This window comes from Pseudomonas umsongensis (genome assembly GCF_012647205.1).
GTDB lineage: Bacteria > Pseudomonadota > Gammaproteobacteria > Pseudomonadales > Pseudomonadaceae > Aquipseudomonas > Aquipseudomonas umsongensis.
This window is the reverse complement of sequence record NZ_CP051487.1, coordinates 6304191-6316753: the sequence shown is the minus strand read 5'-3', so window position 1 is coordinate 6316753 and position 12563 is coordinate 6304191. Positions and strand designations below refer to the sequence as shown.

Sequence of the window (12563 nt, the reverse complement as noted above, 5' to 3'; positions counted from 1 at the left end):
TTTAGATTTGCGAGGTTTGCCATGGCTGACTACAAAGCGCCCCTGCGCGATATGCGCTTCGTCCTCAATGAGGTGTTCGAGGTCGCCAAACTCTGGGCCGAGCTGCCAGCATTGGCCGATTCCATTGATGCTGAAACGGTCGAAGCCATTCTCGAAGAAGCCGGCAAGGTCACCAGTAAAAGCGTTGCGCCCCTGAGCCGTGCGGCTGACGAGGAAGGTTGTCACTGGGCGGACGGTGCTGTCACCACGCCGGCGGGTTTCCCACAGGCTTACCAAACCTACGCTGAAGGTGGTTGGGTCGGTGTAGGTGGAGATCCGGCCTACGGCGGCATGGGCATGCCCAAGGCCGTTTCGGCCCAGGTCGAGGAAATGGTCAACTCGGCCAGCCTGTCGTTCGGTCTGTACCCGATGCTGACCGCCGGCGCTTGCCTGTCGATCAACGCCCACGCCAGTGAAGAACTGAAGGCCGCCTACCTGCCGAACATGTACGCCGGCGTCTGGGCCGGTTCCATGTGTCTGACCGAACCGCACGCCGGCACCGACCTGGGGATCATCCGCACCAAGGCCGAGCCTCAGGCCGACGGTTCCTACAAGGTCAGCGGCACCAAGATCTTCATCACCGGCGGCGAACACGACCTGACCGAAAACATCATCCACCTGGTGCTGGCCAAATTGCCCGATGCGCCGGCTGGACCTAAAGGGATTTCGCTGTTCCTGGTGCCCAAGTTCATGGTCAATGCCGATGGCAGCCTGGGCGCGCGCAACCCGGCCAACTGCGGCTCGATCGAACACAAGATGGGCATCCAGGCCTCTGCGACCTGCGTGATGAACTTCGATGAAGCCGTGGGTTACCTGGTCGGCGAGCCGAACAAGGGCTTGGCGGCAATGTTCACCATGATGAACTACGAGCGCCTGGGCGTCGGCATCCAGGGCCTGGCCACCGGCGAGCGCTCCTACCAGAACGCTGTCGAGTACGCTCGTGATCGTCTGCAGAGCCGTTCGCCAACCGGCGCGCAGAACAAAGACAAAGTCGCTGACCCGATCATCGTCCACCCGGACGTGCGTCGCATGTTGCTGACCATGAAAGCCGCGAACGAAGGTGGCCGCGCTTTCTCGACCTACGTGGCGATGCAACTGGACACCGCCAAGTTCAGCGAAGACGCCACCACGCGCAAGCGCGCGGAAGACCTGGTGGCCTTGCTGACCCCGGTGGCCAAGGCGTTCCTCACCGATCTGGGCCTGGAAACCACGGTTCACGGCCAGCAGGTATTCGGCGGCCATGGTTACATCCGTGAGTGGGGCCAGGAGCAATTGGTGCGCGACGTGCGCATCACCCAGATCTACGAAGGCACCAACGGTATCCAGGCGCTGGACCTGGTGGGACGCAAGATCGTCGGCAGCGGCGGGGCGTTCTACAATCTGTTTGCCGACGAGATTCGTCACTTCACCGCAACGGCCAGTGCTGACCTGGCGGAGTTCACCAAGCCGCTCAACGATGCGGTGACGACGCTCGACGAGCTGACGGCATGGCTGCTGGACCGGGCGAAAAACAACCCGAATGAAATCGGCGCGGCGTCGGTCGAGTACCTGCAAGTATTTGGCTACGTAGCCTATGCCTACATGTGGGCCTTGATGGCCAAGGCGGCTCTCGGCAAGGAAACGCAGGACGATTTCTACGCCAGCAAGCTGGGCACCGCGCGCTTCTATTTCGCCCGTTTGCTACCGCGTATTCACTCGCTGAACGCGTCGGTGAAGGCCGGTAGCGAATCGCTGTTCCTGTTGGAGGCCGGGCAATTCTGAGTTTGTAACCTGATGTAAGCATTCTCTTACATGACGTGCTGCTGTTCTCCCATAGTCGTAAATTGGATCCACAGCTAATCTACTGCTTATGGACGTAGCGCAGGAAGCGCAAAGCAACAACACGGACACGTAGGATTCTGCCAGGACGGCGGAGTGAAATGGATGTCAGGGAAACAGTCTGCAAAGCCCCGCTTCGGCGGGGTTTTCTTTTGCCTCGAGAAAAGTGTTCAGCTCAGGCCATCCAGTGCCGGCGGGCTGTTCAAGCGTTCATCCGGCCGATTGATCACCTCTTCCAGCAATGTGCGCAGCAAGGCCAGCGATGCCTGTTGCCGTTGCACATCGCGACAGACCAACCCGACTTTCAGCGGCACCCGCGGTTCGCTCAGGGGTTTCCACAACAATTGCTGGTTGCCATGGGTCTTCTGCGAGCGTCCGGGCAGCACCGTCGCCAGTCGCGTGTGCGGCAGGCTGTCGAGTATGCCGGCCATGTTGTTCAGCTCGGCCTGCACTTGCGGACGCCGTCCCAGGCTGGCCATTTGCGCCTGCCAAATCTGCCGTATCTGAAACTCTTCGCCCAGCAGCAACATCGGCAGTTCGGCAGCCTGGCTCATGGAGACTTTCTTGAATTCGCGCAATGGATGGTCTGCCGGGATGACCAGCGTCAGTTCGTCTTCGTACAACAGCACTCCGTGCAGACCCGGCTGACGAGGCGGCAAGTAGCCGATGCCGATGTCCAGCGAACCATTGAGCAGGCGTCGCTCGATTTCCAGTCCCGTCAGTTCATAGATCTGCACCACCAGATGAGGTTGCGCCTTGCGCACCCGCTCGAGCATTTGTGGCACCAGGCTGGTGTGCACGGTTTGCAGTACGCCAATGGCCAGGGTGCGCAGCGCATGCCCCTTGAAGTTGCCCAGTGCTTCACGTGCCCGTTGCAGGCCATCGAGCAAGGGCAGGGCATGGTTGTAGAGCGTATGGGCCGCAAGGGTCGGCAATAGGCGTTTGCTGCTGCGTTCGAACAGGCTCACATCCAGGGTTTGTTCAAGGTGGCGGATCTGTTGAGACAGTGCCGGCTGTGAAATGGACAGGCGCTCGGCAGCCCGGCCCACATGGCCCTCTTCGTAGACCGCGACGAAATAACGCAGTTGCTTGAAATCCATAAGTAATTCTTATCGAAAATGCTGGGAAATCGAAATAGCTCATCGCCTTGGGTGAGCCTAGTCTAACCGTATTCACACGGCTTACAGGGCCCCGGAACGCGATGAACTCCCTTCGCTTCGATGACGTTTGCATAGGTAACGCAAAAAACCTTCTGCGAGGGTTGCACCTATGAATCTGTTCAGCCTGCGCCGACATGCGCCCAGTCTCGACGATTTGCTGGAGGACAGTTCCTCTGCCCCCAACGCAGACAATCTTTGCAGCGAGTACCTGATGCCCAGTGTCGATCGACCCCAACAGGTTTTTGCCCGCGGCCAGGGTTCCTGGTTGTGGGACAGCGATGACCGTGCGTATCTGGATTTCTCCCAGGGCAGCGGTGCCAATAGCCTTGGTCACAGCCCCAAGGCACTGGTCAGCGCCATTACTGCGCAGGCGCAAGCGTTGATCAATCCCGGTTTCGCCCTGCATAACCGCGGCATGCTCAAGCTCGCCGAGCGCCTGTGTGCCATCACCGGCAGCGACCAGGCGTACCTGCTCAACAGCGGCAGCGAGGCCTGTGAGGCGGCGATCAAGCTGGCGCGTAAATGGGGTCAACGGCATCGCGGCGGGGCTTCGCGGATTATCGTGGCCAATCAGGCTTGCCATGGTCGTAGCCTGGGGACGATTTCGGCGTCGGACAGTTCGACCCTGGTCAACCGCTTCGAGCCGCAGCTTCCGGGGTTCAGTCGCGTCCCCTTCAATGATCTTGCGGCGCTGAATGCGGCGGTGGATGAACGGACCGTGGCGATCATGCTCGAGCCGATCCAAAGTGAAGCTGGGGTGATTGCGGCTACCGCACATTACCTCAAGGGGGTCGAGCGCCTGTGTCGCGAGTTGGGCATCCTGCTGATCTTCGACGAGGTGCAAACCGGTGTCGGTCGCTGTGGCAGCCTGCTGGCTGAACAGTCCTTCGATGTGCGGGCCGATATCGTCGTGCTCGGCAAAGGGCTTGGCGGTGGCGTACCGGTGGCGGCGCTGCTGGCGCGGGGCAAGGCCTGCTGCCTGGAAACCGGCGAAATGAGCGGTACCCATCATGGCAACGCACTGCTGACCGCAGCCGGCCTGGCGGTGCTCGATAGCGTGCAGGACAAAGGCTTTCTCGAGCATGTCGGGGAAATGGCGCAGCACCTGCGCGAAGGCCTGCAGCGTTTGTCCCATCGTTACGGACACGGCGAATTACGCGGGCAAGGGTTGCTCTGGGGGTTGACGCTTTCCGACGACTCGGCAGACGCCGTGGTCAAGGCCGCGTTGTACGAAGGGCTGTTGCTGGACGCGCCGCGAGCCGATTGCCTGCGATTTACCCCGGCGCTGACGGTCAGCAAGTCCAATATCGATGAAATGCTGCTGCGCCTGGCCCGTGCCTTCTCCCGCGTACGCACCGCACAGCTGCAATGCCTTAAAGGGATTGCCGTCTGAGCGGACACTTGCTGCACGAATTCCCGAACCGTCTCGCGGTATAACGCACGCCCCACGCCTGATTCTTTTGGCGTGGGGCGTTTTTTTATGGCGGTTGCATCGTTCAGAAACATGGCCTGGGTACATTGGCCTGAACAGTCGGGCTGAACCCTGACCAACGGTACAGGTCGATAGGGTATGGGCTCGCGTGAGCCCACTTCAATCAGGAGCTATGTCCATGGACTTTATCCGCATCATCATCGCCATTCTGTTGCCACCACTGGGTGTATTTCTGCAAGTGGGGTTCGGTGGAGCGTTCTGGCTGAATATTCTGCTGACGCTGTGCGGTTACATTCCCGGGATCGTGCATGCGGTGTACATCATCGCCAAGCGGTGAGGCGTTTCTCCCTGTGTGGCGCTCTCAATTTGTGAGCGCCATCACCCGCCGATAGAACAACCATTCCTGCTCCAGCGCATGCGCCTGGTTGCCGGCTTTGCGGAAGCCGTGACGTTCGTCCGCGTAGTAATGGGCTTCGACCAGGATACCGTTGTTCTGCAGGGCCTCGACCATGTCGCGGGTTTGCTGAGGTACTACCACGGCATCCAGCTCACCTTGAAAGAAGATCACCGGCACGCGAATGTTGCTGGCATGCAATAACGGCGTGCGTGCGGCGTAGCGTTCGGCATCCTGTTGTGGGTCACCGATCAGCCAGTCCAGGTAGTCACCCTCGAATTTGTGCGTCGCCCGGCCCAGCGCCACAGGGTCGCTGACCCCATAAAGACTGGCACCGGCACGAAACATCTGGTGGAACGCCAACGCGCACAGCGCCGTATATCCACCGGCGCTGCCACCGCGAATGAAAGCTCGCTGGCCATCGATCAAGCCACGTTCGGCGAGATGGCTGACCACCGCGCAAGCGTCTTCGACATCGACTTCGCCCCAGCGCAAATGCAGGGCCTGGCGATAGTCCCGGCCGTATCCGCTGCTGCCGCGATAGTTGAGATCGGCCACGGCAAAACCTCGTTGCGCCCAGTACTGGATGCGCGGATCGAGCATCGGGTAGCACGCCGAGGTTGGGCCGCCATGGATGAACACCACCAATGGCGGCTTGGCGTCGCCGTTCATCGCCGGGTAGAAGAACCCGTAGGCTTCACCCGAACCGCTTGGGTAGTGCAGCGTTTGCGGGCGACTGATTTGCTCGGCGGGCAGCGGTGCAATACCGCCGGCGAGGACTTTCACTTGGTGGGTCTGGCGATCGATGGCGATCACCGCCGCTGAGCTGACGGGGGACGCAGCGATGCAGTAGATGAATTGATCATCCACGGCAAGATGGCGAAAGCGGCTGTAATCGCCGGTAAAGTCTTTGCACGAAGTACCGCAAAGCCCCAATCGGCCAAAACCGCCTTCCGTCCAGCTGGCCAGATAAGTACCTTCGCTTAGCGGTAACCAGGTACAACCACCCAGTTGCCAGGGTGCCGGGCCGTGGTCGGCGGCGGTGCTGGGCAATGGTGTCAGGCCATCGGCCGACTCCATCCAGGGCTGCCAGAAACCACCGCGATCGGTCAGGCAGAACAAGCGATTGTCAGCATCGAAACGAGGTTGTTGCAGCGATTCCTGCGCCTGGTCGCCGGCCACGCAGCAAGGGGTAGCGAAGCCGCCATCGGCCTGGCGTCGGGCGACCATCAAACGGGTCGCGGTCCAGGGTTGATCCGGGCGACTCCACTCAATCCAGGCCAGTCGTTGCGCATCGGGACTCAAGGTCGGTGCGGCGTAAAAGTCCGCGCCTTCGGCCAACAAATGCCGCGCGCCATCCACCAGGTCGATCGCCACCAGGCGGTGTACATTGCGGTTTTCCTCTACCGCCAGTACCTGGCCATTGGCGAACTGCAGATCACCATATCGACACACACCTGAGGTCAGCACCTCTGGCGTCTCGCCTTGCAGTGATTGGCGATAAAGCTGCTGATCCGCCTCATTGACGAACACCACGCCGTCGTCGGTCAGGCAAAACGCGCCACCGCCATATTCATACACTCGACTGCGCACACTGAACGGGGGTGGCGTCAGGCAGCTGGCCACACCATCACGCCAGTGCCAGATCCGACACGCGGCATCCTCCGGGCGGTATTCGTTCCAGAACAAACCATGGGCGCCGACCTGCAGCTCGGCAAAATCGATGCCGGCCGCGACGGCGTTGGCGGCGCTGAAGGGTTCAGCTTTTGGCGATGAGGCGTGAGTTTCGTTCATTGCGAAAGGCCAGTTGTTCAATGGTCTGGGTCGCGTGCTCGGCCTCTTCGCGGGCCTTGAGGATCACGCCGTGATGAGGCGACTTGCTGCACACCGGGTCCGCGTTGCGCGCATCCCCCGTGAGCATGAAGGCCTGGCAGCGACAGCCGCCGAAGTCCTTTTCTTTCTCGTCGCAGGAGCGGCATGGCTCCGGCATCCAGTCGTAACCGCGAAAGCGGTTGAAGCCGAACGAGTCGTACCAGATGTGCTGCATGCTGTGCTCGCGCACGTTGGGAAACTGCACCGGCAGCTGTCGGGCGCCATGACAGGGCAGGGCGGTGCCGTCCGGTGTGACCGTCAGGAAGATACTGCCCCAGCCGTTCATGCAGGCTTTCGGGCGTTCTTCGTAGTAGTCCGGGGTGACGAAAATCAACTTGCAGGGATGCCCTTCGGCTTCCAGTTTGGCGCGGTATTCGTTGGTGATGCGCTCCGCACGAACAAGCTGTTCCCGGGTCGGCAGCAGCCCCGCCCGGTTGAGTTGCGCCCAGCCGTAGAACTGGCAGGTGGCGAGTTCGACGAAGTCGGCCTCCAGGGCAATGCACAGCTCGATGATGCGGTCGATCTTGTCGATGTTGTGCCGATGGGTCACGAAGTTCAGCACCATCGGGTAGCCATGGGCTTTCACGGCGCGGGCCATTTCCAGCTTTTGCGCGAAGGCCTTTTTCGAGCCCGCCAGCAGGTTGTTCACCTGCTCGTCGCTGGCCTGGAAACTGATCTGGATGTGATCGAGACCAGCCTTCTTGAAATCGCTGATTTTCTGCTCGGTCAGGCCGATGCCGGAGGTGATCAGGTTGGTGTAGAACCCCAGCTGGCGAGCTTCGCCAATCAGCTCGGCGAGGTCCTGGCGCACCAACGGCTCACCACCGGAAAAGCCCAACTGCGCCGCGCCCATCTCGCGGGCCTCGCGGAACACCTTGATCCACTGCTCGGTACTCAACTCCTGGCCTTGTTCGGCAAAATCCAGCGGATTGGAGCAGTACGGGCATTGCAGCGGGCAGCGATAAGTCAGTTCGGCCAGCAACCAAAGGGGCAGGCCGATCTCGGGCTTGGGCGGCACTTGCCTGGATGAATCAGGCAAGTTCGATCCAGTGCTGCGCACGGGCAACCTCCATGAATTGCTCGATGTCGTCACCGAGCTCAGGCACATCGGGGAACTGCTGGTTGAGTTCCTTGATAATCGCGGCGACATTGCGCTCGCCATCGATCAAGCCGCCAATCAGCGCGGCGCTTTCATTGAGTTTAATCATGCCTTCCGGGTACAGCAGCACGTGGCCTTTCTGTGCCGGTTCGTACTGGAAACGGTAGCCAGGACGCCATGACGGGGTCTTGCTGCGATCGAAACTCATAGGGGGATTCCTTTGTGCCAGACCCGTTCACTCGTCACCGTATGGTAGGGCGGGCGGTTCAACTCATAGGCCATGCTCATGGCATCGAGCATGCTCCAAAGTATGTCCAGTTTGAACTGGAGAATTTCCAGCATGCGCTCCTGGCCTTCCCGGGTCGTGTAGTGCTCGAGGGTGATGGCCAGGCCGTGCTCGACATCGCGCCGCGCCTGGCCCAGGCGGGTGCGGAAATACGCGTAGCCGGTGGGGTCGATCCACGGGTAGTGCTGCGGCCAGCTGTCCAGGCGCGATTGGTGGATCTGCGGGGCGAACAGCTCGGTCAGCGAGCTGCTGGCCGCTTCCTGCCAACGGGCGCGACGGGCGAAGTTGACGTAGGCGTCGACAGCAAAACGCACGCCGGGCAGTACCAGTTCCTGGGAGCGCAATTGGTCCGGGTCGAGACCGACGGCCTGGCCCAGGCGCAGCCAGGCTTCGATACCGCCGTCTTCGCCGGGGGCGCCGTCATGGTCGAGCAGGCGTTGAATCCATTCGCGACGGACCTCGCGGTCCGGGCAATTGGCCAGGATGGCCGCGTCCTTCAGGGGGATGTTCACCTGATAGTAAAAGCGGTTGGCGACCCAGCCCTGGATCTGCTCGCGGGTGGCCCTGCCTTCGTACATCGCCACGTGGTAGGGGTGGTGGATGTGGTAGTAGGCGCCCTTGGCGCGCAGGGCGGCTTCGAATTCGGCGGGGGACATGGGGGTGTCGGTCATTGCGGTTCTCCAACGAACAGCCGTAGAAATGAGGCGTTATTACCGGCCTCTTCGCGAGCAGGCTCGCTCCCACAGTAGATCGCCTTCCCCCTGTGGGAGCGAGCCTGCTCGCGAAGGGGCCCTCCGTTACAGCACAATACTCATGCCGTCATACGCCACTTCAACCTGGCGCCGTTCCAGCTCCGCCCGCTGCGGCGAATCTTCGTCGAGAATCGGGTTTGTGTTGTTGATGTGGATAAGCACCTTGCGCTGTTTGGGCAGTTGCTCCAGCACTTCAAGCATGCCGCCAGGCCCATTCTGCGCCAGGTGGCCCATCTCCCGGCCGGTGCGGGTGCCGACACCACGGCGCTGCATTTCGTCGTCGTCCCACAGCGTGCCGTCCACCAACAGGCAGTCGCTGGCAGCCATGATTTCCAGCAGTGGCGCATCGACCTTGCCCAGCCCCGGCGCATAGAACAGCTTGCCACCGGTATTGAGGTCTTCGACGATGAGGCCGATATTGTCGCCTGGATGCGGGTCGAAGCGATGCGGCGAGTAGGGCGGCGCGGCGCTGCGCAGTGGCAGCGGGGTGAAGCGCAGATTCGGGCAGGCCGGGATGCTGAAGCTCTGGTCGAGTTCGATGCGGTTCCAGCTCAGGCCGCCGTTCCAGTGGGTCAGCATGTTGAATAGCGGGAATCCGGTACTCAAATCCTCATGGACCATGTCGGTGCACCAGACCTGGTGCGGGCAACCTTCGCGCAACATGAGCAGGCCGGTGGTGTGGTCGATCTGGCTGTCCATCAGGATGATCGCGCTGATCCCGGTATCGCGCAGTGCGCGCCCCGGTTGCATGGGCGCGAAGCTCTGGAGCTGGGCACGGATGTCCGGGGAGGTGTTGCACAGCACCCAATTCACGCCGTTATCGGAAATCGCGATGGACGATTGGGTGCGTGCCTTGGCCCGCAGGCTGCCATTGCGAAAACCTGCGCAGTTTTCGCAGTTGCAGTTCCACTGAGGAAAACCGCCGCCGGCGGCGGAACCTAGGATCTGGACGAACATGGATGCTCCATCATTTCAACGCTGAAAATAAAACGCCTCGGGATAAACCGAGGCGTTGAACTACATTTCTGCCAGGGCAGAGATCAGCGGCTGGCGAAGTACATGGTGACTTCAAAGCCGATACGCAGGTCGGTGTAAGCTGGTTTGGTCCAGGCCATCAGTTGAACTCCTTCAGGTAAGGTTGGACAGCGCTATCTATATGTATAGTCCACCTCCGGTTAGAGATGTTCCAAATAGTTAGGCTGCTATGTTACTCAAAATTTCACAGGGATTGCCCATGAAACTTTGAAAAAGCTCCTTACAGTCTAGGCAATGATCATTTTATCGCTTGCCAAGGTGCGCCGGGTGCAGGGGTGTTCGCCAGGCAGCGCCAGCCACCGTCGGCCTGGATCAATCGCTCAACTGCGGCCAGTAGTGCGGCGCGATCGGTCAGGAGAATGGCCTGGGGCAACTGCATCAGATAATCCGACGGGCGGCCCGCCAGTTTGCCCTGCCAGAGCATTTCCGCGGCCTGGATTGTCGTCAGGGCGGCGCTGGAAAACTGATCTGCCAGGGCTTGGCGTTGGGCGATGAAGGCATTCTCGTCGAGTGCCTGCACCAACGCCGGCAATGCGCTGAGGAATTGTTCGATGTGCTGCACGAGCTCTGCAGCGACAACGTTCGGCGATTGCACTCCTAACAGCATCCCGGTCTGCCCGTGGATCTGGCGCAGGGCACTGAACACTGCGTAGCCCAACTGCAACTCTACCCGCAGGCGCTGATAGAAGGGCGTCTGACAGAGATGGGCGAGCAGACGCCAGGCGGCTTCGTCGGCCAGTTCCTGGGTGGCGGTCGGACAGAACAGCAACAGTGCGTGTTCGCTGGAGTCGGTCTCTATAGTGCTCCACAGGTGCTGCGCATGAATTGACGGTGTGGGTGCCTGTTGCGTATCCGCAGTACCCGGCACGCGGCTCAACACCAGCCCCATGGCCGATTGAGTCTGGGTAGAAAAACCGCTCGCCAGGCCTGTCCAGCGAGCACTCGCCCACAGTTGCGCCAGGTTGTCCGATTCGGGCGTAGGCTCAAGGCAGTGATCGGGCAGCACCTTGAGTAGCTGTCGAATCGGCATCAACGCGGGGCGGGCTGGTGATAGCTGTGATAATGCTGCCTCAGGTTGGGTCAGCAGGCCTAACGCGTGTTCGAGGATGCTGGGCATCGGTGCTTGCAGGCCGGTCATTTTCAACAGCCATTGATTGCCCGATGCACCGAAGGAAAAGTCCACGCCGGCCTGACCTGCGTCTTCGCGCAACGCTTGCAGGTTGTCTTCCAGACGCGATTGAAGGCTGGCGCCGGGGGCCGCCTCGAGGCACCAGCGCAGATACACCGCGCCTTGCGCGGTGTTATCCGGCAGCGCTTGGCTGAATTGCATTGGCGAACGTTCGCGGCGGCTGCGTGAGCGGTCTTGGGCAAAGGTACGCAGGCCCCGGTGGGCGCTGGTTTGTCCGCGAATCAAGCCGGCATTGGGTGCTGCTGCTTCGCTTTGCAGGAACGGATTGGGCGCGGGCAGTTGCCACGGGCCGGTGAAGTTATCCACAGCACCGATTATTTCCAGGATCGCCTTGAGGGCGGTCAATCCGACTTCGGATAACCCTGTCTCGCGCTCTTCGCTGTCCTGTCGGGCCAGTTGCAAGGCACTGCTGACACCTTGCTGGCGCTTGCGCAACGCCGCATATTCCTCGCGTAACCCGCGCCAATCCTGTCGGGCGAAAAAGCCCAGCCAGTCCTGCAATTGCTCGCCAATCCCGGTCGCCGGTGCATTGGCAGGCAGCGTGAACTCAATGTGCAACAGGGCTTGTCCAGCGAACTGATACAAGGAGCGTGCCTTGAGATGTTCAGCCCGGCCCTGTTTGCGCAGTTCGGCCAACAGCCCACCAGGTTTCGCGCAATTCAGCCAATGGCACAGAAAGTCCAGTGCTTCGGGCGATGAGTCGGGTAATGCTTCAAGGGCAAACAGCAGGTCCAGCCGGTGCTCGCCGGTCTGTTGATAACGGTTGTCTGCCCCAGCCATCAGCGGTGTAGGCGCTTGTTGCGCAACCTTCTCGCCCTTGGCAATGACGTTGCCGAATGCTTCGGCCAGCAGCCTCAACTCATCAAGGCTCTGGGGGCCGACAAGGCTCAAGGTCATTTGTCCGGTCTGGTAATAACGCTGGTAATAATCCTGCAGGGCCTGCTGGAATTCAGGTTGCGGCACCGCCAGGCTGTCGCGGTTGCCGGCATGAAAACCGCGCAACGGATGCGCGTCGCTAAGCCCGTCCAGCAGGGCCAGTTGCTGTTGCGCCGCGGCATCTTGCGACCAGGCGATGAATTCCGCGTGGAGCACTTCCCGTTCCCGGTGCTGGTCGTCCAGGTCCATCCGGGGATGGGCGAGCATGTCTGCCAGCCGCTCAAGACCCTCGGCAAACGCCTGGGTAGGCAGCTCGAAAAAGTAATCGGTGGTGCGCTCGCAGGTTTGCGCATTCACTTGGCCGCCATGGCGCTGGACGAAAGCCATCAGCCCTCGATCGGCGGCAAAGCGCTCGGTGCCGAGAAACATCAGGTGTTCAAGAAAGTGCGCCAGTCCAGGCCAGGCCAACGGCACATCATGGCTGCCGGCGGCAACTCGCAACGCCCCCGCGCAGCGCTTCAAATCCGGGGCATGACGCAGCGTCACCCGCAAGCCGTTGGCCAGGGTTTCAGTGTGGGGGCGAGGGTGATTCAGCGCAGGCATGAGCACTT

At 61.0% G+C, this 12563-nt stretch carries 11 protein-coding genes; 3 read left to right on the top strand and 8 right to left on the bottom strand.

All coding sequences use genetic code 11. The annotated features are described in order from the left end of the window. Positions 1 to 21: 21 nt before the first annotated feature. The gene (locus HGP31_RS28660) at positions 22 to 1800 is read left to right on the top strand and encodes an acyl-CoA dehydrogenase C-terminal domain-containing protein (protein ID WP_033044806.1); all 1779 of its coding nucleotides are present in this window, start codon (positions 22 to 24) and stop codon (positions 1798 to 1800) included. Between the two features lie 227 nt (positions 1801 to 2027). On the opposite strand, the gene HGP31_RS28655 is transcribed toward HGP31_RS28660, so the two are convergent. Continuing rightward, on the bottom strand, positions 2028 to 2957 hold the full coding sequence (locus tag HGP31_RS28655; protein WP_020796023.1) for a LysR family transcriptional regulator: 930 nt from the start codon (positions 2955 to 2957) through the stop codon (positions 2028 to 2030). Positions 2958 to 3126: 169 nt separating this feature from the next. On the opposite strand from HGP31_RS28655, the gene HGP31_RS28650 reads away from it, so the two are divergent. Further along, complete coding sequence (locus HGP31_RS28650) at positions 3127 to 4410, top strand: aspartate aminotransferase family protein (protein ID WP_168759042.1); 1284 nt, start codon at positions 3127 to 3129, stop codon at positions 4408 to 4410. A 217-nt stretch (positions 4411 to 4627) separates the two neighbouring features. After that, positions 4628 to 4786, top strand: a complete 159-nt coding sequence (locus tag HGP31_RS28645; protein ID WP_003228885.1) for a YqaE/Pmp3 family membrane protein — start codon at positions 4628 to 4630, stop codon at positions 4784 to 4786. Between the two features lie 24 nt (positions 4787 to 4810). Here the strand turns inward: HGP31_RS28645 and HGP31_RS28640 are convergent, their stop codons facing one another. The 7 genes from HGP31_RS28640 to pqqF form a co-directional block, all read right to left on the bottom strand. After that, positions 4811 to 6637 (bottom strand): S9 family peptidase, encoded by a 1827-nt coding sequence (locus HGP31_RS28640; protein ID WP_168759041.1) that lies wholly within the window; start codon positions 6635 to 6637, stop codon positions 4811 to 4813. After that, positions 6603 to 7775 carry a pyrroloquinoline quinone biosynthesis protein PqqE gene (pqqE, locus tag HGP31_RS28635; RefSeq protein ID WP_168759040.1) on the bottom strand — a complete coding sequence of 391 codons (1173 nt, stop codon included), beginning with the start codon at positions 7773 to 7775 and terminating at the stop codon, positions 6603 to 6605. Before pqqE ends, HGP31_RS28640 begins: the two co-directional genes overlap by 35 nt. Then, entirely contained in the window at positions 7747 to 8022 is a 276-nt protein-coding gene (gene pqqD / locus HGP31_RS28630; protein ID WP_083348688.1) for a pyrroloquinoline quinone biosynthesis peptide chaperone PqqD, read from the bottom strand. Before pqqD ends, pqqE begins: the two co-directional genes overlap by 29 nt. Next, complete coding sequence (gene pqqC / locus HGP31_RS28625) at positions 8019 to 8771, bottom strand: pyrroloquinoline-quinone synthase PqqC (RefSeq protein ID WP_033043061.1); 753 nt, start codon at positions 8769 to 8771, stop codon at positions 8019 to 8021. Before pqqC ends, pqqD begins: the two co-directional genes overlap by 4 nt. A gap of 126 nt (positions 8772 to 8897) precedes the next feature. Beyond that, a complete protein-coding gene (gene pqqB, locus HGP31_RS28620; RefSeq protein ID WP_020798846.1) occupies positions 8898 to 9809 on the bottom strand; it encodes a pyrroloquinoline quinone biosynthesis protein PqqB in 912 nt (303 codons plus the stop codon). 83 nt (positions 9810 to 9892) lie between these two features. Then, positions 9893 to 9967: a pyrroloquinoline quinone precursor peptide PqqA gene (gene pqqA / locus HGP31_RS28615; RefSeq protein WP_003444522.1), complete on the bottom strand. Its 75-nt coding sequence runs from the start codon at positions 9965 to 9967 to the stop codon at positions 9893 to 9895. A gap of 158 nt (positions 9968 to 10125) precedes the next feature. Continuing rightward, positions 10126 to 12555: a pyrroloquinoline quinone biosynthesis protein PqqF gene (gene pqqF, locus HGP31_RS28610; RefSeq protein ID WP_168759039.1), complete on the bottom strand. Its 2430-nt coding sequence runs from the start codon at positions 12553 to 12555 to the stop codon at positions 10126 to 10128. Positions 12556 to 12563 lie beyond the last annotated feature (8 nt).